The 17977-nt window shown below is 69.7% G+C and carries 19 protein-coding genes and 1 tRNA gene; 6 read left to right on the forward strand and 14 right to left on the reverse strand.

The annotated features are described in order from the left end of the window. Positions 1–3 precede the first annotated feature (3 nt). The 4 genes from groL to AC25Y0_RS00130 form a co-directional block, all read right to left on the reverse strand. Positions 4–1623, reverse strand: a complete 1620-nt coding sequence (groL, locus tag AC25Y0_RS00115) for a chaperonin GroEL (protein WP_488122339.1) — start codon at positions 1621–1623, stop codon at positions 4–6. A 109-nt stretch (positions 1624–1732) separates the two neighbouring features. Continuing rightward, complete coding sequence (locus AC25Y0_RS00120; RefSeq protein WP_488122340.1) at positions 1733–2305, reverse strand: LytR C-terminal domain-containing protein; 573 nt, start codon at positions 2303–2305, stop codon at positions 1733–1735. Between the two features lie 9 nt (positions 2306–2314). Continuing rightward, complete coding sequence (locus tag AC25Y0_RS00125; protein WP_488134007.1) at positions 2315–2557, reverse strand: DUF3263 domain-containing protein; 243 nt, start codon at positions 2555–2557, stop codon at positions 2315–2317. A 9-nt stretch (positions 2558–2566) separates the two neighbouring features. Continuing rightward, the gene (locus tag AC25Y0_RS00130) at positions 2567–3556 is read right to left on the reverse strand and encodes a DUF2332 domain-containing protein (RefSeq protein ID WP_488134008.1); all 990 of its coding nucleotides are present in this window, start codon (positions 3554–3556) and stop codon (positions 2567–2569) included. Positions 3557–3647: 91 nt separating this feature from the next. On the opposite strand from AC25Y0_RS00130, the gene msrB reads away from it, so the two are divergent. Together msrB and AC25Y0_RS00140 are read left to right on the forward strand one after the other, a co-directional pair. Continuing rightward, positions 3648–4055, forward strand: coding sequence for a peptide-methionine (R)-S-oxide reductase MsrB (gene msrB, locus AC25Y0_RS00135; RefSeq protein ID WP_488122343.1), 408 nt, complete (start codon positions 3648–3650; stop codon positions 4053–4055). 59 nt (positions 4056–4114) lie between these two features. Then, the gene (locus AC25Y0_RS00140) at positions 4115–4666 is read left to right on the forward strand and encodes a nitroreductase family protein (RefSeq protein ID WP_488122863.1); all 552 of its coding nucleotides are present in this window, start codon (positions 4115–4117) and stop codon (positions 4664–4666) included. Here AC25Y0_RS00140 and AC25Y0_RS00145 read toward each other — a convergent pair. From AC25Y0_RS00145 to AC25Y0_RS00155, 3 genes are all read right to left on the reverse strand, one after another. Further along, positions 4663–5640, reverse strand: coding sequence for a DMT family transporter (locus tag AC25Y0_RS00145; RefSeq protein WP_488134009.1), 978 nt, complete (start codon positions 5638–5640; stop codon positions 4663–4665). The two genes, AC25Y0_RS00140 and AC25Y0_RS00145, sit on opposite strands and share 4 nt — an antisense overlap. 1 nt (position 5641) lies before the next feature. After that, a tRNA-Thr gene (locus tag AC25Y0_RS00150) sits at positions 5642–5714 on the reverse strand. 31 nt (positions 5715–5745) lie between these two features. Then, positions 5746–6687, reverse strand: coding sequence for a DsbA family protein (locus AC25Y0_RS00155; protein WP_488134010.1), 942 nt, complete (start codon positions 6685–6687; stop codon positions 5746–5748). A 248-nt stretch (positions 6688–6935) separates the two neighbouring features. Between AC25Y0_RS00155 and AC25Y0_RS00160 the strand changes: the two genes are divergently transcribed. Together AC25Y0_RS00160 and AC25Y0_RS00165 are read left to right on the forward strand one after the other, a co-directional pair. Further along, complete coding sequence (locus tag AC25Y0_RS00160; RefSeq protein WP_488122346.1) at positions 6936–8039, forward strand: ABC transporter ATP-binding protein; 1104 nt, start codon at positions 6936–6938, stop codon at positions 8037–8039. A gap of 65 nt (positions 8040–8104) precedes the next feature. Beyond that, the gene (locus AC25Y0_RS00165; RefSeq protein WP_488122347.1) at positions 8105–9457 is read left to right on the forward strand and encodes a DUF4032 domain-containing protein; all 1353 of its coding nucleotides are present in this window, start codon (positions 8105–8107) and stop codon (positions 9455–9457) included. 32 nt (positions 9458–9489) lie between these two features. Here the strand turns inward: AC25Y0_RS00165 and AC25Y0_RS00170 are convergent, their stop codons facing one another. The 3 genes from AC25Y0_RS00170 to cysS are packed head-to-tail and all read right to left on the reverse strand — an operon-like array spanning position 9490 to position 12553. Next, positions 9490–10131 (reverse strand): NAD(P)-dependent oxidoreductase, encoded by a 642-nt coding sequence (locus tag AC25Y0_RS00170; protein WP_488122348.1) that lies wholly within the window; start codon positions 10129–10131, stop codon positions 9490–9492. 5 nt (positions 10132–10136) lie between these two features. After that, complete coding sequence (gene rlmB, locus AC25Y0_RS00175; RefSeq protein WP_488122349.1) at positions 10137–11126, reverse strand: 23S rRNA (guanosine(2251)-2'-O)-methyltransferase RlmB; 990 nt, start codon at positions 11124–11126, stop codon at positions 10137–10139. Beyond that, a complete protein-coding gene (cysS, locus tag AC25Y0_RS00180) occupies positions 11126–12553 on the reverse strand; it encodes a cysteine--tRNA ligase (protein ID WP_488122350.1) in 1428 nt (475 codons plus the stop codon). Before cysS ends, rlmB begins: the two co-directional genes overlap by 1 nt. Before the next feature lie 79 nt (positions 12554–12632). Here cysS and AC25Y0_RS00185 point away from each other — a divergent pair, with 79 nt between their 5' ends. Further along, complete coding sequence (locus AC25Y0_RS00185) at positions 12633–13559, forward strand: DMT family transporter (protein ID WP_488122351.1); 927 nt, start codon at positions 12633–12635, stop codon at positions 13557–13559. A gap of 6 nt (positions 13560–13565) precedes the next feature. Here AC25Y0_RS00185 and ispD read toward each other — a convergent pair whose 3' ends face one another. Together ispD and AC25Y0_RS00195 are read right to left on the reverse strand one after the other, a co-directional pair. After that, entirely contained in the window at positions 13566–14753 is a 1188-nt protein-coding gene (ispD, locus tag AC25Y0_RS00190; protein ID WP_488122352.1) for a 2-C-methyl-D-erythritol 4-phosphate cytidylyltransferase, read from the reverse strand. Between the two features lie 27 nt (positions 14754–14780). Then, entirely contained in the window at positions 14781–15263 is a 483-nt protein-coding gene (locus AC25Y0_RS00195; RefSeq protein WP_488122353.1) for a CarD family transcriptional regulator, read from the reverse strand. Between the two features lie 132 nt (positions 15264–15395). On the opposite strand from AC25Y0_RS00195, the gene AC25Y0_RS00200 reads away from it, so the two are divergent. Further along, positions 15396–15899 carry a DNA modification methylase gene (locus tag AC25Y0_RS00200; RefSeq protein ID WP_488122354.1) on the forward strand — a complete coding sequence of 168 codons (504 nt, stop codon included), beginning with the start codon at positions 15396–15398 and terminating at the stop codon, positions 15897–15899. A gap of 40 nt (positions 15900–15939) precedes the next feature. Here the strand turns inward: AC25Y0_RS00200 and AC25Y0_RS00205 are convergent, their stop codons facing one another. Together AC25Y0_RS00205 and AC25Y0_RS00210 are read right to left on the reverse strand one after the other, a co-directional pair. Beyond that, positions 15940–16623, reverse strand: coding sequence for a response regulator (locus tag AC25Y0_RS00205; protein WP_488122355.1), 684 nt, complete (start codon positions 16621–16623; stop codon positions 15940–15942). Next, a complete protein-coding gene (locus AC25Y0_RS00210) occupies positions 16620–17831 on the reverse strand; it encodes a sensor histidine kinase (protein ID WP_488122356.1) in 1212 nt (403 codons plus the stop codon). Before AC25Y0_RS00210 ends, AC25Y0_RS00205 begins: the two co-directional genes overlap by 4 nt. Positions 17832–17977: the final 146 nt, after the last annotated feature.

Raw genomic sequence — 17977 nt, forward strand, 5'->3', positions numbered from 1 at the left:
GGATCAGAAGTCCATGCCACCCGTCGGGTCGGCGGGCATCGCCGAAGCCTTCTCGGGCTTGTCGGCGACGACGACCTCGGTGGTCAGGAACAGTCCAGCGATCGACGCAGCGTTCTGCAGCGCCGAGCGCGTGACCTTGGCCGGGTCGATGATGCCCTGTGCGAACATGTCGCCGTACTCGCCGGTCGCGGCGTTGAGGCCGTGACCCGGGGGAAGCTCGGACACCTTGTTCGCGACGACACCGGGCTCGAGACCGGCGTTCAGCGCGATCTGCTTGAGCGGCGCCTCGATCGCGACGCGAACGATGTTCGCACCGGTCGCCTCGTCACCCGAGAGCTGCAGGCCCGCGAGGACCTTCCTGCCGGCCTGGATGAGCGCGACGCCACCACCGGCGACGATGCCCTCTTCGACGGCGGCCTTCGCGTTGCGAACGGCGTCTTCGATGCGGTGCTTGCGCTCCTTCAGCTCGACCTCGGTCGCTGCACCCGCCTTGATGACGGCAACGCCGCCGGCGAGCTTGGCGAGACGCTCCTGGAGCTTCTCGCGGTCGTAGTCGCTGTCGGTGTTCTCGATCTCGCGACGGATCTGGGTCACGCGACCTTCGATCTGCTCGGCGTCGCCGACACCCTCGATGATCGTCGTCTCGTCCTTCGTGACGATGACCTTGCGGGCACGGCCGAGCAGGTCCAGCGTCGCGTTCTCGAGCTTGAGGCCGACCTCTTCCGTGATGACCTGTCCACCCGTGAGGATCGCGATGTCCTGCAGCTGGGCCTTGCGGCGGTCACCGAAGCCGGGAGCCTTGACGGCGACCGACTTGAAGATGCCGCGGATCTTGTTGAGAACGAGCGTCGCGAGAGCTTCACCCTCGACGTCCTCGGCGATGATGACGAGCTCCTTGCCGTCCTGGATCACCTTGTCGACGATGGGGAGAAGATCCTTGATGTTCGAGATCTTCTGGTTCGCGATGAGGATGTACGGGTCCTCGAAGACCGCCTCCTGGCGGTCGGGGTCCGTGACGAAGTAGGGGTTGATGTAGCCCTTGTCGAAGCGCATGCCCTCGGTGAGCTCGAGCTCGGTGCCGAAGGTCTGCGACTCCTCGACCGTGACGACGCCTTCCTTGCCGACCTTGTCGATGGCCTCGGCGATCAGTGCGCCGATTTCTTCGTCAGCAGCCGAGATCGATGCGGTGGCAGCGATCTCCTCCTTCGTCTCGACCTCCTTGGCCGAAGCGAGCAGTTCGTCGGAGATGGCCGCGACGGCCTTCTCGATGCCCTTCTTGAGGCTGATGGGGTCGGCGCCGGCTGCGACGTTGCGCAGGCCCTCACGCACGAGTGCCTGAGCGAGGACGGTAGCCGTCGTCGTGCCGTCACCGGCGACGTCGTCGGTCTTCTTCGCGACCTCCTTGACCAGCTCTGCGCCGATCTTCTCGTACGGGTCGTCGAGCTCGATCTCCTTGGCGATCGAGACGCCGTCGTTCGTGATCGTGGGAGCGCCCCACTTCTTCTCGAGTACGACGTTGCGACCGCGCGGGCCGAGCGTCACCTTGACGGCGTCAGCCAGCGTGTTGAGGCCGCGCTCGAGGCCACGACGGGCCTCTTCGTCGAAAGCGATGATCTTTGCCATGTGTGTCTCGTCCCTCCCGGACGTGGGCTTGCGGAATTAGCACTCAAACGTACGGAGTGCTAACGCTCATTCTGGCACTCGACCTATGCGAGTGCAAGCCGCATGCCCGTCAGTCGGTCGGCGCGGGCTCAGGAGGGGTCGACGTGCGGTCGAGACCGACGACGATCGTGAGCTGGCGGGTGTCAGGGTCGCCGAGCTGATACGCCTCGCTCTGCTCGATCTCGGCCCCGCCGATGACGTCTGCCAGGCCCAGCGCGGCTGCTTCGTCGGCGGCGTCGAGATAGAAGACGGTCGTCACGGCGAAGTCGTCACTGCCGGCGCCGCTGGCCAGGACGTTGTCGGCGGGCCAGCCCGCGGCGACCACGACGTCTTTCAGCTGGGTCGCGAGGCCCTCTTCGGGCGTCGCGTTGAGCACGTTGACGGTGTACGTCGTGTCGATGACGGGTTCGACCTGCACGGTCGGCTCGGGTGTCGGCGCCGGTGCGGGAAAGAGTTCGACGCGGCCGGATGCCAGAAGCGTGCCGAAGATCCCGACGGTGATGAGCACGATCGTCGCGAGCGTCGCCCACAGCAGCACGACCCAGCCGCGCATGCGGGGGTTCTCGGCGCGATGGGCGCCTACTCGGCCCACTTCTGCCGGGATCTCATCGAAGCGATCCCGCGGGAAGGTCGATTTCGGCACTCCCCGAGACTACCCGTCCGCGCGCTGAAGCCTCGCCTGCTCACGCGCGTCGCGCAGACGCCTCAGCCGCTTCACGAGCATCGGATCGTGGGCCTGCGCCTCGGCCGTGCCGAGCAGGCGGCCGAGCAGCTGGTAGTACCGTGCGGGCGAGAGACCGAGATCGGCACGGATCGCCTCTTCTTTGGCGCCCGCGTGCCGACGCCACTCCGCCTCGAAAGTGAGGATGGCGCGATCGCGGTCACTGAGGGGCACGCCCTCACGCTAACGCGCGAACCCCGTCACGCCCGCGCGCCACTCCACGCTCTGCCCGAGTGGGTCGACTGCCGCCAGTGCCACCCCGTCGAGGCCGAGCACGAACCCGTTCCACGTCGCGGGATCGATCGGCGGATGCCACGCCTCATGCAGACCCGGTGGGTCGATCGTGACCCACGAGGCGTCAAGCCCGCGGATCGTCTCGATGAGCCGCTCGCGGCCCCGACGGGGAATGTGCGGCAGCACCCCGGGCGTCGTGACGACGACGCGGGCTCCCGCCGGCGCCTGCGCCACGAGCGCCTCGAGCACACCGGGCTCGGTCGCATCGCCGTGCACGAGCAGCGGCGGATCGGCCGCGACGATGTCCAGCGCCGCCGTGATCCGCTCGGCCCGGCCGTGCTCACCCGGCCAGACCAGGGCGGCGAGGAACCGGCGGTCGGCCGGGTCTGCGGCATCCCTCGGCTCGAGGTCGATGCCGGCACGCCACACGATCTCAGGCAGCCGCAGCGGCGGTTCACCGCTCACCGCCGAGGCGAGCACGACGGGCGACTTCCCCGTCGCCGGGTCGAGATCCGGACCCCCGTCGTACCGGTACGAGTAGTGGTCTGGGTAGAGGCACAGCCCCGCGCTCGCGCCCACCTCGACGAGCGCGATCGGGCCGTCGATCATGCTGAGCGCGGGCAGCAGCGCGGCACAGCGCAGCGGCTCGTTGGTCTGCAGGCTGCGACCGGATGCCTCGGCCACGACCTCGTCGGCATGGTCGGCGACCCACGCCGCCCACTCCGGGAACGACCGCTCGGGTGCGCCGAGCATCCGTGTGACGGCGAACACGAGCGGCGGCTGACGACGGGTCGCGGGGATCCGCGCGAGGATCGCCGCCGTGCCCGGGTCGCGCGCCACTCCGGCGGCCCAGTCCTCGTACAGGGCCGACCGACCCCGAGCCTCGGCCGCGGCGAACCGCGCGTAACGGTCGACGGTGGCGGCGGCATCCGGATGCATGACCTCATTCTCGCGGCGACTCGGCCCGTCTTGTCGGAACAGGCGCGTGCCCTCTGGGGTTGAATGTTCAAGAGCATCGAGGAGAACCCACATGACGTACGAGATCAACAAGACCGACGAGCAGTGGCGCGAAGAGCTGACGCCCGAGCAGTACGCGGTGCTGCGCCAGGCGGGCACCGAGCGGGCGTGGACGGGCGAACTGCTCGACGAGAGCCGCGCGGGACTGTACGCGTGCGCCGCGTGCGGGGCCGAGCTGTTCCGCAGCGGCACGAAGTTCGATTCGCACTGCGGGTGGCCGAGCTTCTACGAATCGGTCCGCCCCGAGGCGGTCGAGCTGATCGAAGACACCAGCCACGGCATGGTGCGCACCGAAGTGCGATGTGCCGCGTGCGGCTCGCACCTGGGCCATGTGTTCCCCGACGGCTTCGGCACGCCCACGGGCGATCGCTACTGCATGAACTCGCTGTCGCTCTCGTTCGCACCCGAGGGCGAGGCGTGACGGCCGCCCCAGCTTCTCCCCCCGCCGACGACACATCGCCGAGCGGTGTCTCCGGGAGCGTGAGCCCGACCCTCGATGCCGTCCGCGCGCGGCGCTCGTGGTCGAAGGTCACCGATGAGGCTCCGACGCACGAAGAGCTGCTGACGCTCGTGTCTGCGGCGGCGCGCGTCGCCGACCATTCCTCGCTGCGCCCGTGGCGACTGATCGAACTGCGCGGAGCCGACCGCGAGCGCCTGGGTGCCGCCCTGGCGAAGGCTGCCGGTGACTCCGAGCCGTCGCAGAAGCCGCTGCGGGCGCCGCTGCTCATCGCGGTCGTGGCGAGCTATCGCAAGAGCGACAAGGTGCCCCGCTGGGAGCAGGAGGCCGTCGCCTCCGGCGTCGCGCACATGCTCAGCCTGCTTCTGGACGACGCGGGCTGGGGTGTCATATGGCGGACCGGCCCGCTGACCCGGTCGAAGGCCGTCGCGAAAGCGCACGGTCTCGGCAAGCGCGAAGAGCTGCTCGGCTGGCTGTACGTCGGCGGCAAGCCCTCGGCGAAGGCGGGCCCCCGCCGCGAGATCGACGCGCGAGCCTTCGTCTCGCCGATGCCGGCGGGCAAGAAGAAGTCCTAGCCCTCTTCGTGCCGCGGACGCCGCCGTCGCCACGGTGCGACCGCGACGACGACCGACGCCAGGGCGATTCCCACCATGATGCTCACCTGCAGGGGGCCGGGGCCCTCGGCCGCCGGCCACAGCGCGTCCAGCGCGACCGAGGTCACGAGCTGTCCGACGACGGTGCCGAGGCCGAGGAGCAGCACGCCCGTCTGGGCGACGAGCGCCGCCGACAGGAAGATGTACGTGACCCCGAGCGCACCGCCGAGGTAGAGCCACGGTTCGGTCGGGAAGGCGCGCGGCGGCCCCGAGACGATACCGCTCACGGCGGCGGCGACGACGAGGATGAGCGTTCCGCCGATGAAGTTCACGAGCGTCGCGGTGAGGGGTGTGCCCACGCGCTGCCGCAGTCGGCCGTTCGTCGCCTGCTGCCACGCGATCCCGACGCCCGCGAGGAAGGGCATGACGAGCATCCACAGCGGGATGCCGCGCACGGCGTCGCCCACGAGCGAGACGCCGACCGCGGTGAGCGCGAGCACTCCCCCGAGAAGCCGCGGAACGGTCACGGCGACGACGCCGGCCGGCCCGTAGCCGAGCCGGTCGAGCACGAGCCCGTTGACGGCCTGCCCCGCGACGACGCCGACTGTGAACAGCGCCACGCCGATGACGGCGACCGCGAGGCCCTGCGTCGCGACCGTGAGCGCTCCGGCTGCACCGCCCGCCAGCATCCACCACGGGATCCTGCGCTCGCGCACTCCCGCCGCGAGGGCGCGGAATCCGCGGCGCCCCACGGGCAGCGCGGCCGACAGCACGATGAGCAGAAGCAGGCCGGAGCCGAACGACACGGCGGCGGCGACGAAGCCGTCGTCCAGGCGCACGCCGAGCACGCCGTTGATGCGTGCTTGCACGGCGGTCAGGGCGCCGATGATCGCAGCACCCAGAAGGGCGATCCAGACGGGCAAGCGTCCTTCGTCGCCACGGGAGTCAGCCGTCACGAGCCGGCTGCGGGACTTGAACCCGCAACCCCCTAATTACAAGTTAGGTGCGCTACCAATTGCGCCAAGCCGGCGAAGTCACCCATTCTATCGGGATGCCGAGGGCTACTCGGACGGCGTCGCGGTGGGGGTCGGCGTGGGGGTCGCCTCGTAGTAGGCGTGGCTTGCCATCGTCAGCACGAACTGTGCGAACTCCTTGGGGTCATCGAGCGCCCCGACATAGGGAGCGCCGTTGACGAGCACCATGGGGGTTCCCGTGAGGGACACGCCATCGGTGTCGGGCAGTCCGCTCAGCGCGCGCTCGGTGGCCTCTTTCGCCCACGAGACGAAGGACTGCTCCTCGATGCAGTTGCGCACGACCTTGGGTGAATCGACACCGCTCGCCTGGGCGATGTCCGCCAGGACGACGTCGGAGAACCCGTCGGAATCGAGTTCGGGCTGCTGCGAGAGCAGCGCGTGGTTGTAGGCGAAGAACGCGTCGGGAGAGTGCGTGGCCACACAGGCCGCGGCGCTCGCGGCGCGCAACGAGTACTTCGTGCCGTTCGACTTGGCCGTGAGCATCGCGACCGGGTAATAGGTCAGGGTGGCCGCACTCTCGCCGACCCACTTGGAAAGCTGCGGAGCGTTCGCGAGCTGGAACTCGCGCGATCCGGCGGAGAGGTAGTCGACATAGACGCGGATGTCGACGACCGACTGATCGGTCGGCTCGGGCGTGGCTGCATCCGCAGCCGCGGCTGCCGCTTCGTCCGGAGCGGGGGTCGGCGTCGGGGTGCCCGACGAGGGACCGCCCGGGATCCCGGCGACGCTCGTGACGACGAAGCCGTCGTCGGCTACGTTCGCGGGGCTCAGCTGCGGCTTGGACACCGCGGAGCCCATGGCCCACGCGACGACGACGGCGGCGATCGCGACGATCGCGACGACGGATGCCACGGCCGAGACGACCCTCAGGCGTCGCGTGCGCGCCTGTCGCGCCTGCACCTGCTGCGCCTTTTCGCGCACCGCATCGCGACGGTCGCTCGGGACGTTCGAAGACTCGTCGCTGGACATGGGACCTTTCGGGGGCGCTGCGTTCGGGGCCGTAACGGCGGGGCCAGCCACGCGAAGAACGGGAAGACTTCACGGCGATCGGGCCGAGGACGATGCTAGCCAGCCACCCTGGGAAATGACCAGAAGCGCCCTCGACGTGCCCCGTGACATACTGGCCCTGCGCCCAATGGGGGGCGTGCGGGCAAGCCCCCGCTCATCCATCACTACGGATCGTCCGGCACGTACCTGCCGGTGAAGGAGAAGAAACAATGGCATCCGTCACGTTCGACAGCGCCACCCGCCTCTACCCCGGCGGCACTCGTCCTGCCGTGGACAATCTCAACCTCGAGATCGCCGATGGCGAGTTCCTGGTTCTCGTCGGTCCGTCCGGCTGCGGAAAGTCCACCTCGCTGCGCATGCTCGCGGGCCTCGAAGAGGTCAATTCGGGGCGCATCCTGATCGGTGACCGCGACGTGACCGACGTGCCGCCGAAAGACCGCGACATCGCCATGGTCTTCCAGAACTACGCGCTCTACCCGCACATGACCGTCGCCGAGAACATGGGCTTCGCCCTCAAGATCGCCGGCGTCAACAAAGAGGAGCGCGCGACCCGCGTGCTCGAAGCCGCCAAGCTGCTCGACCTCGAGGAATACCTGACCCGCAAGCCGAAGGCGCTCTCGGGCGGTCAGCGTCAGCGTGTCGCGATGGGTCGCGCGATCGTGCGTCAGCCCCAGGTCTTCCTCATGGACGAGCCGCTGTCGAACCTCGACGCGAAGCTGCGCGTGCAGACCCGCACACAGATCGCCTCGCTGCAGCGCCGTCTGGGAGTCACGACCGTCTACGTCACGCACGACCAGACCGAGGCCCTCACGATGGGCGACCGCATCGCCGTGCTCAAGGACGGCGTGCTTCAGCAGGTCGGCACCCCCCGCGATCTGTACGAGCGCCCGAACAACGTCTTCGTCGCCGGCTTCATCGGCTCGCCCGCGATGAACCTGTTCCCCTCGGACCTCGCCGAGGGCGGCGTGAAGTTCGGCACCGAAGTCGTGCCGCTGGACCGCGACACCGTCGGCCGCGCGCACGGCAGCCAGGTCATGGTCGGTGTGCGTCCCGAGGACATCGAGGTCGGCCCCACCGACGGCCGCGGCCTCAGCGTCGTCGTCGACCTCGTCGAAGAGCTCGGCGCCGACGGCTACCTCTACGGCCACTCCGAGATCGCCGGTGTGCGCACCGACATCGTCGCTCGCGTCGACGGTCGCATCCACCCGAGCGCCGGCGAGACGGTGACCCTCGCGGCCAAGCCCGGTCACGTGCACGCGTTCGACCTCGAAACGGGCGACCGCCTCAACGACACGGTGACCGTCTCAGCCTGACATTCCATCGCGAAGGCGCGGGACCGTCACATCGACCCCCGCGCCTTCGTGCTCTTGGAGGATCTGTGTCCGACGCCCTCAGAATCACCGCGAGCGCGGTCGACCCTGCGCTCCTCAAGCTCCCCTGGGCCACGCCCCTCGCGGAGTGGCCTTCGAGCGCGATCGTCTCGCTGCCGAAGGGCCTCTCACGCCACCTCGTGCGCTTCTCGAGCCTGTCGGGCCGCGTCGTCGCGGTGAAAGAGACGACCGAGGAGATGGCCCGGCGCGAGTACGACATGCTCGGCAACCTCGCCCGTCTCGATGTGCCGTGCGTCGAGCGTGTCGCCGTCATCGCCGGACGGCGGACCCGCGCCCCTCGAAGCTCCGCGCAGGGCGACGCGACGCGCGCGGGCGCAGCCTTGGGCACGCCGCTGCCGGCAGCTCTCGTCACGGCGCACTTGCGGTTCTCGCTGCCGTACCGGGCCCTGTTCACGCAGGTCCTGCGCCCCGACACCGCCACGCGCCTCGTCGACGCTCTCGCCGCGCTGCTCGTGCGCCTGCACAACGTCGGCTTCTTCTGGGGCGACGTATCGCTGTCGAACACGCTCTTCCGCCGCGACGCGGGGGCGTTCGCCGCTTACCTGGTCGACGCCGAAACCGGCGAGCTGCATGAGGGCGGGCTGACACGGGGACAGCGCGAACACGATCTCGACGTCGCCCGCACCAACATCGCCGGCGAGATCATGGATCTCGAAGCCGGCGGCCGCCTCGAAGGGGGTGTCGACGCCATCGCGATCGCCGACGGCCTCGTGAGCTCGTACCGCGCGCTGTGGAGCGCGCTCACCGAGGCCGAGACGTTCCGCGCCGACGAAGCCTGGCGCATCACCGAGCGCGTGCGCAGACTCAACGGCCTCGGCTTCGACATCGGCGAGATGTCGATCGAGGCGACGACCGACGGCACGCGCGTGTCGATCAAGCCGAAGGTCGTGGATGCCGGACACCACCAGCGCCGTCTGCTGCGACTGACCGGGCTCGATGTCGAAGAGAACCAGGCACGGCGACTGCTCAACGACCTCGATGAGTTCCGTGCCCGCATCTCACGGCTGGGCGACGACGAGGAGATGGTCGCCCACGAGTGGCTCACCCGGGTGTTCGAACCCGTCGTCAAGGCGATCCCGTGGGACCTGCGCGCCAAGCTCGAGCCGGCCGAGGTCTTTCACCAGGTGCTCGAGCACCGCTGGTACATGTCGCAGGCTCAGGATCGGTCGACGCCGCTGGCCGAAGTGCTCGCGAGTTACATCGACACCGTGCTGCGTCACCGCCGCGACGAAGCGACCGTCATGGGGCCGCCGACCGAGACGATGGCGGTTCCCGTCGTCACCGCCGCGATCCCGATCACGCCCGACGAAGAAGCCGTCGACTGGCGCGACCTGGTCTAGCCTGACGTCGCCGATAGCTCATCGAGTGGCGGTCAGTAGCCGACGGTGAACCGCTCGCGGTGGTGCCGGGGGTTCTCGATCTCGTCGAGCACGGCCACGCCGAGGTCGGGGCCCGAGATGTAGGACTCCCCCGCGGCATCCGTCACGAGGACGTCGCCGCCGTCGCGGTACGTACCCGTCCGCTCGCCCGGAGCCCACGCACCGAATCCGCCGGCGGGATGCACGTAGAACCAGTCGCGCGACGCGGGCGTGGTCTGAAGGTCTTCGAGCACACCGATCGCCTCGAGCGCCTCGGGCTTGTACTCCTCGGTGAACGAGGGCTGGTCGACGAGACGCTCCCCACCGGGCGCGATGAGGCTGCCGCCGGCGCCGCCGACGACTCCCACCCGCACGTCCTCGGGAAGATCGGCGACGAGGTGAGCCAGAGCCGGACGCATCTGTCCGAGCATGTCGCCGCGGGCCGCGACGGCCGAGATGACGACGTCGACGCCCTGGATCTCGGTGATGAGCGTCGGCACGTCGAGCAGGGTTCCCTCGATGTACGTGGCGCCCTCGATGCGGTCGGACGGGATCGTGCGTGCAACCGAGACGACCGTGTGTCCGCGGCGCACGGCCTCGGCGACGACGTGGCTCCCGGCGTAGCCGGTCCCCCCGATGACGGCGATGCGAGCCATGCGGATCAGTCCTTCCTCGCGGCGCGCAGCGTCGCGATCTGGTACAGCGCGACCGAGGCGGCGATGCCGGCGTTGAGCGATTCGGTCGCCCCCGAGATCGGGATCGACACGATCTGGTCGCACGTCTCGGTCACCAGACGCGACAGTCCCTTGCCCTCGGAGCCGACGACGACCACGACGGGACGGTCGGCGAGCTCGAGCGCGGGAAGCGAAACGTCGCCGCCCCCGTCGAGGCCCAGCACGAAGACGCCCTGCTTCTTGAAGTCCTTGAGCGTCGTGGTGAGGTTCGGCGCGAGGGCGACGGGGATGCGCGCGGCGGCGCCGGCACTCGTCTTCCACGCGGCGGAGTTGACACTCGCCGAGCGACGCTGCGGCAGGATGATCCCCTGCCCGCCGAACGCCGCCGTCGAGCGGATGATGGCGCCCAGGTTGCGCGGATCGGTGATGCCGTCCAGCGCGACGAACAGCGGCACCGCGCCCGTGTCGATGACGTTCTCGAGCAGGTCCTGCGGGTGCGCGTACTCGTACGGCGGCACCTTGAGCGCGACGCCCTGGTGCACGCCGTCGAACCCGGCCATCCGGTCCAGTTCGGGACGCATCACCTCGAGCACGGGGATATCGCGATGCGTCGCGATCGACAGCATCTCTTTGACGCGGTCATCCATCTCGACGCGCTGCGCGATGTAGAGCGCCGTCGCGGGGATCTTGGCCCGGAGCGCCTCGAGCACCGAGTTGCGCCCTGTCACCGTCTCGGTGTCATCTGCCGACTTCGACCGCTGCGGGCGCTTCGAGTCGGTCGTGCGCGGCTTGGACTTGCCGCCCGCTGCGGCCAGACGCTCGGACGCCGCCTTGCGCTTGCCCGCGGGATGCCACGCGCGTTCTTCGGCCTTCGGGGTCGGTCCGCGGCCCTCGAGGGAGCGCTTGTTCTTGCCGCCCGTTCCCTTCGTGGGTCCTTTGCCACCTTTGCTTGCGCCGGGGCGCCCTGGCTTGGCCATCAGTTCTCCTTCTCGGGCGCGCGCTCGATGCTCCAGCGCGTGCCCTGCTGTGTGTCTTCGAGGGCGATGCCGGCCGCCGCGATCGCGTCGCGGATGCGGTCGGCTGCCGCCCAGTCCTTCGCAGCGCGCGCGTCTGCGCGCTGCGTGATCATGGTCTGCATGAGCGCGTCGAGCGCCTCAGCTTCGCGGTCGTCTGTTCCGCTTCCTGCCAGCTCGTCGAACCCGAGCAGGCGGATCATCGCGTCGACGGACGTGAAGGCGGTCCAGGCCGCCGTCTCGTCGTCGGCGTCGAGCGCCACGTTGCCGCGGCGCACGGTCTCGTGCAGCACGGCGAGCGCCTGCGGCACTCCGAGGTCGTCATCCAGGGCGGCGGCGAACGCCTCGGGGACGACACCGATCCGCGCTTCGTCCGGCGCGCCCGACAGCGAGTAGCGAGCGCGTCCGATGAACGTGGCGATCCGCGCGAGGGCTGCTTCGGCCTCGTCGAAGGATGCCTCGGTGATGCTGAGGGTCGAGCGGTAGTGCGCGGCGCCGAGGGCGTAGCGCACGACGAGCGGCTCGCGCGTCGCGAGCAGATCTTCGGCGAGTACGACGTTGCCGATCGACTTCGACATCTTCTGGTCGCCCACCGTCACCAGGCCGTTGTGCACCCAGTAGCGCGCGAACGCATCGCCCGCCGCGGTGGACTGCGCCAGCTCGTTCTCGTGGTGCGGGAAGCGCAGGTCGAGCCCGCCGCCGTGAATGTCGAAGGACGGCCCGAGGTACCGCCGCGACATGGCCGAGCACTCGATGTGCCAGCCGGGGCGTCCGGGTCCCCACGGCGAATCCCACGTCGCCGACGCGGGCTCGCCGGGCTTGGCGCCCTTCCAGAGGGCGAAGTCGCGAGGGTCGCGCTTGCCACGCGGATCCGCGTCGGTCGCCGGCTCCATCGCGTCGAGCGACTGGTTCGTCAGTGCCCCGTACGACGGCCACGAGCGCACATCGAAGTACACGTCGCCTGCCGCTGCGGCATCCGTCGACGCGTAGGCGTGCCCCGCCGAGATGAGCCGCTCGATGAGCTCGATCATCTGGGGAATGGATGCCGTGGCCCGCGGCTCGTACGTCGGCGGCAGGATGCCGATCCGCGAATAGGCGTTCGTGAAGGCGAGCTCCATCCGGTAGGCCAATGCCCACCACGGCTCGTCGGACGTCGCGTTGGCGAGCACCTTGTCGTCGATGTCGGTGACGTTGCGCACGAACGTGACGCGTCCGAAGCGGTGCGTGAGCCAGCGGCGCAGCAGGTCGAAGCTCAGCGCGCCTCGCAGATGGCCGATGTGCGGACCCGACTGCACCGTCGGCCCGCAGACGTACATCGTGATGTTGTCCGGGTCCTCGGGTACGAAAGCGCGCAGCGCTTGGGCGCGCGTGTCGTAGAGGCGGATCGTCACTGCACCAGCCTACCGGCCGCGCTCGCCCCGCCCGTGGGCCGCGCGGCGAGGGGGTGCCGCGAAACGATAGAACTAGAGGGTGCATGTCCTCGCCGTCCTCGCTGCCGCCGTCCTCTTCGGAACAATCGGCACAGCCAAGGCTCTGGGCCCCGACGACGCGAGCGCGCTCTCGGTCGGCATGGTGCGGATGGTGCTCGGCGGCATCGTGCTCGCCATCGTCGCGTTCTCGCTCGCGAAGCGGCACGCCCGGCGGGAGCCGGGGGCGGTACGTCCGCGAGTCGGCGTGCGCCCGCTGCTGCTCATGGTGCTCACGGGTGCGTGCCTCACGGTGTTCCAGCCGCTCGTCTTCCTCGGGATGGAGCGCAACGGCGTGGCGGTCGGCACGGTCGTCGCCCTCGGCGCGGCGCCCATCCTCGCCGGGCTCATCGAGTGGGCGACTACCCGCCGCCGCCCCACCACGACGTGGCTGACGGCGACCGCCGTCGCCACGGTCGGCGTCGCGCTGCTGGGCTTCGGCGGCGACGCGCGCAGCGTCGGCGGGACCGACCCGATCGGTCTCCTCGCCTCGCTCGGTGCGGCAGCGGCATTCGCCATCATCGCGAACGCCCAACGCCGCCTGCTCGACCAGGGCTGGGACCCTTTCACGGTCGTCGGCTCGATGGGCGCGAGCGGCGCCGTCCTGAGCGCGGCCGTGCTGCCGTTCGTGAGCCTGACGTGGCTCGGCACCGCGGGCGGCTGGGCGCTCGCCCTGTGGCTCGGAGTCGCCACGATCGGCGTCGCCTACACGCTCTTCACGTGGGGGCTGAGCGGGCTCACGGCCGCGACCGCGGCGACCCTCACTCTCGCCGAGCCGCTGACGGCCAGCATCCTGGGCATCGTCGTGCTGGGCGAACGGCTCTCTGCACTCGCGATCGCCGGACTGGTGGTGCTGGGGGTCGGGCTCGCCCTGCTGGCGTGGGGCTCACGTGCACCGCGCGACGTGCGTCCGTTCGCCGTTGAGGGCTGAGGCCGGTCAGAGAACGACGACGAGCGCGACCGCGAAGGCCGCGACTCCGTCACCGACACCCGTGAAACCCAAGCCGTCGGTCGTCGTGGCCGCGACCGAGACGGGTGCGCCGCCGAGCGCGCGCGACAAGACCGCCTCGGCCTCGCCGCGCCGGGTGGCGAAGCGCGGGCGGTTGGCCTGCACCTGCACCGAGACGTTGCCGATCCGCCAGCCCGCCTGTTCGAGCAGGTCGCGTGTGCGGGCGAGGAAGACGTCGGCGTGAGCCCCGGCGTATTCGGGATGCGACGTGCCGAAGTGCGTGCCGATGTCACCGAGCCCCGCGGCCGACAGCAGGGCGTCGACGATCGCGTGCGCCACGGCGTCGCCGTCGGAGTGCCCCGACAGCGCGGGCTCCCCCGGCCATTCGAGGCCTGCCAGCCAGAGCGACCCCTCGCCGCCGTAGCCGTGCACGTCGGTGCCGATGCCGACGCGCGGCACCGAGACGGCGTGCTCGGTCGACGGCGCGGGCGCCACGAGGGCGCGCGCTCGCTCGAGGTCGGCGGGCGTCGTGATCTTGAAGGCGATGTCGTCGCCCGCGACGGCGGCGATGCGGTGCCCCGCGGCGGCGAACAGCGCGGCGTCGTCGGTGAAGTGCTCGGATGCCGTGCGGTAGACGGCATCGAGCAGGTCGCGCCGGAACCCCTGCGGCGTCTGCGCCGCCCCGAGTTGCGAACGGTCGACGGGCGCGACGATCTCGTCTCCCTCGACGCGTTTGATCGTGTCGACGACGGGGAGCACGGGGATCGCGGCCTCGGCGCCGTCGTCGATCGCCACGATGACGCGAGCGAAGACCGCGGGCGGCGTGAGCGCGCGAGCGGCGTCGTGCACCAGGACGACCCTGACATCGGGCCACACTGCGGCAAGACCCGCCGCGACAGAGGCCTGCCGGGTCTCGCCGCCGGTCACGACCGAGACGAGGTCGCGCGCGTCGCCGAACGCCTCGAGTGCATCCGTGAGCGCTTCGCCTTCGCGGCCGGAGGGGGCCACGACGACGACCTGCGCACCATCGACGTGAGCGACCCGGTCGAGCGCGTGGCGCAGGATCGTGCGCTCGTCGAGCCCGACGAACGCCTTCGGTGCCGGAGCACCCAGCCGTGAGCCGGAGCCGGCGGCGACAACGATGACCGCGACGCGCGGGACGGGCGTGATGTTCACGCAATCACGCTATCGCGGGACGGGATGTCAGGAAGCGAGGACCTCGTCGAGCCGGAGGCCGGCCTTCTCTTCGTCGGTCTTCTCGGCGAGAGCGAGCTCGGACACGAGGATCTGCTTGGCCTTGGCCAGCATCCGCTTCTCGCCGGCCGACAGCCCGCGGTCCTGGTCGCGGCGCCACAGGTCGCGGACGACCTCGCTCACCTTGATGACGTCACCCGAAGCGAGCTTCTCGAGGTTCGCCTTGTACCGACGAGACCAGTTCGTGGGCTCTTCGGTGAACGGGGCACGCAGCACCTCGAAGACCTGGTCGAGTCCCTCTTGCCCGATGACATCGCGCACTCCCACGAGATCAACGTTCTCAGCGGGGACCTCGATGATCAGATCGCCTTGCGTGACGTTGAGCTTCAAGTACTTCTTCGCCTCACCTTTGATGACGCGTTCCTTGACCTCGATGATCGTCGCGGCACCGTGGTGCGGGTAGACAACCGTCTCGCCAACCTCAAAAAGCATGCAGTTATGTCCTTTCGGCAACCTCCAGGATATCACAGCCGACATACGATAAGGTTCGCCGCTCGCCACCCTTCACTCCGCGCGAGCCGGGTGCACCAACGCGCGAGGCCGCTACCCCATAGGATGGGAAAGATGTCGTCATCCACCCTGGGAGGATCCGTGAAACCGCGCCTCATTGCGTCGCTCGCCGTAGGCGCCGCCGTCGTCCTCGGAACCACCGGGTGCACCTTCATCACGCCGCAGTCGTCGACGATCACCTACGCTGCGGCAGAGGGCGTCAACGTCTACGAGATGGGTGCCCTCGAAGTGCGCAACGCCTTCATCGTCGCCAACGACGAGGGAGACCTCGGCAACCTCGTCGCCGCCGTGATCAACACGACCGACGAGATGCAGACCCTCAACCTCTCGATCGGCGAAGGCGAGTCGATCGACCTCTCGATCCGGGTGCCCGCGCGCGAGACGCTCAGCTTCGGCACCGAGGACCTCGAGCCGATCCCGCTCGACGGCATCGAGATGCTGCCCGGCACCGACGTGCCCGCGCAGTTCTCGACCGATGGCGCCGAGAGTCAGATCATGGTCCTGCCCGTCCTCGACGGCCGCCTGGACTACCTCGCGCCGCTCGTCCCCCGCGACTGACCCACGGTCAGCGCGCGGTCGCGCCTCACCAGTGAGGGCCTCAGCCCTCGAACCGGTAGCCGAGACCGCGCACCGTCACGAGCATCGTCGGCTCGCTCGGCTGTTGCTCGATGCGCGAGCGGATGCGCTTGATGTGCACGTCGAGCGTCTTCGTGTCGCCGAAGTAGTCACTCCCCCACACACGATCGATGAGCTGACCGCGCGTGAGCACGCGCCCCGCATTGCGCATGAGCACCTCAAGCAGCTCGAACTCCTTGAGCGGCATGCTGATCTCTCGTCCGTCGACGGCGACCGTATGCCGATCGATGTCGAGCACGACGCGGCCGCCGTCGAGGATGCGCTCGTCGAGGTCGACCTCGTTCACGACGTGACGGCGCAGCACGGCACGCATCCGGGCGAGCAGCTCGCGTGACGAATAGGGCTTGGTGACGTAGTCGTCGGCGCCCAGTTCGAGCCCCACGACGATGTCGACTTCGGAGTCCTTCGCCGTCACCATGATGACGGGCACACTCGAGGTGGCCCTGATCTGGCGGCACACCTCGGTTCCCGGCATCCCCGGCAGCATGAGATCCAACAGCACGATGTCGGTGCCGCGTGCACGGAACACCTCGAGGGCGGACGGGCCGTCTTCGGCGATCTCGACCTCGTAGCCTTCGCGCCGCAGCAGGTAGGCCAGGGGGTCGGCGAGGTCAGGTTCGTCCTCGACGATCAAGACGCGGGTCATGCGGATTCTCCGTTCTGCGCAGACGTCTCGAGCGGACTGTCTTGCGCGGGACTCTTCTTGCGGCGGGGGCGCGGCGCGTCCACCGTCGGGGTGGCCAGGGGCAGGCGCACCGTAAACGTGGACCCGCGGCCAGGCCGCGACCACAGGCGCACCTCGCCGCCGTGCCGCTGCACGGCGTGCTTGACGATCGACAGGCCGAGACCCGTTCCGCCGGTGCGACGGGCGCGCGCGGGGTCGGCGCGATAGAACCGCTCGAACAGGCGGTCCTGCTCCCCCTCGGGGATGCCGATGCCGCGATCGGTCACGGCGATCTCGACGACGTCGTCGACCACCTTCACCCCGACGCCCACCTTCGAGCCGCGGGGCGAGTAGGCGATCGCGTTGACGAGCAGGTTGCCGATCGCTTCCGCGAGGATCTGGGCGTCGCCCCGCACGTGCGCGCCACGCTCGCCACCGCGGACGACCTCGATGCCCGCGGCCTCGGCCTGCGTGAGGTGCGCGTCGACGGCCGTCGCGACGATCTCGTCGATCGCGATGATGCGATCCTCGGTCAGCTCATCCGTGGACTGCAGCCGCGACAGGCTCATGATGCGCGCCGTCAACTGTCCGAGCCGGGCGGCCTCGGCGGTCAGCCTGCTGGCGAAGTGCCGCACCTGTGCGGGGTCGTCGGCGGCGGACTCGATCGCCTCGGAGAGCAGGCTCACGGCGCCGACGGGAGTCTTCAGCTCGTGGCTCGTGTTGGCGACGAAGTCGCGACGCATCTGCTCGGTGCGTTCGCGCTCGGTGATGTCGCGCAGCACGATGAGCGTCAGCTGCGGCGCGACCCGGGTCGCTCGCGCCGCGACCAGACGCGGCTCGAGGTAGCCCGCACCGCGGCGCAGCCGCAGGTTCTCGGTCACGGCGAGGCCGGTCTCGCGCACGCGCCGTACGAGGTGGCGCAGTTCGTCGGACGGCAGCACGCTGCCCTCGATGAGACCGAACGCCGATGCGGGCGCCGAGGCCGCCGAGACGGTGCCCGACGCGTCGACGACGACGGCGGCGTCGTCCATGCCGTGCAGGACTTCGCGCATGCCGCCGGGGATCCCGGTGAACCGCTGTGCCTGTGCGCGATCGCGCGCCCGCAGAGCACCGACGATGATGACGGAGAGGACGCCGCCGATGACGACTCCCGCGAAGAGGGCGAGCAGCGCCAGCTGCGTGCGATCCATGTCTCCACAGTACGGCCCGACCGGGCGCGGATGAGGCCCTACGAGGCCATCACGCCACGGGACAGGTACTATTCACCGGGTCGGCACCGATCGTTAACCTTTCCCGACGACAATCTTCCGGGATCGTTATTTGTGCCGCCGTGGAC

This window comes from Microbacterium sp. Y547, from assembly GCF_057669785.1.

Bases quoted from the DNA above. Each gene is read 5' to 3' on its own strand.
- AC25Y0_RS00210 (WP_488122356.1), bottom strand. From the start codon at position 17,831: ATGGATCGCACGCAGCTGGCGCTGCTCGCCCTCTTCGCGGGAGTCGTC.
- AC25Y0_RS00170 (WP_488122348.1), bottom strand. From the start codon at position 10,131: ATGGCTCGCATCGCCGTCATCGGGGGGACCGGCTACGCCGGGAGCCAC.
- AC25Y0_RS00160 (WP_488122346.1), top strand. From the start codon at position 6,936: ATGGCATCCGTCACGTTCGACAGCGCCACCCGCCTCTACCCCGGCGGC.
- AC25Y0_RS00155 (WP_488134010.1), bottom strand. From the start codon at position 6,687: ATGTCCAGCGACGAGTCTTCGAACGTCCCGAGCGACCGTCGCGATGCG.
- AC25Y0_RS00195 (WP_488122353.1), bottom strand. From the start codon at position 15,263: ATGCTTTTTGAGGTTGGCGAGACGGTTGTCTACCCGCACCACGGTGCC.
- rlmB (WP_488122349.1), bottom strand. From the start codon at position 11,126: ATGGCCAAGCCAGGGCGCCCCGGCGCAAGCAAAGGTGGCAAAGGACCC.
- msrB (WP_488122343.1), top strand. From the start codon at position 3,648: ATGACGTACGAGATCAACAAGACCGACGAGCAGTGGCGCGAAGAGCTG.
- AC25Y0_RS00205 (WP_488122355.1), bottom strand. From the start codon at position 16,623: ATGACCCGCGTCTTGATCGTCGAGGACGAACCTGACCTCGCCGACCCC.
- AC25Y0_RS00130 (WP_488134008.1), bottom strand. From the start codon at position 3,556: ATGCATCCGGATGCCGCCGCCACCGTCGACCGTTACGCGCGGTTCGCC.
- AC25Y0_RS00200 (WP_488122354.1), top strand. From the start codon at position 15,396: ATGTCGTCATCCACCCTGGGAGGATCCGTGAAACCGCGCCTCATTGCG.
- groL (WP_488122339.1), bottom strand. From the start codon at position 1,623: ATGGCAAAGATCATCGCTTTCGACGAAGAGGCCCGTCGTGGCCTCGAG.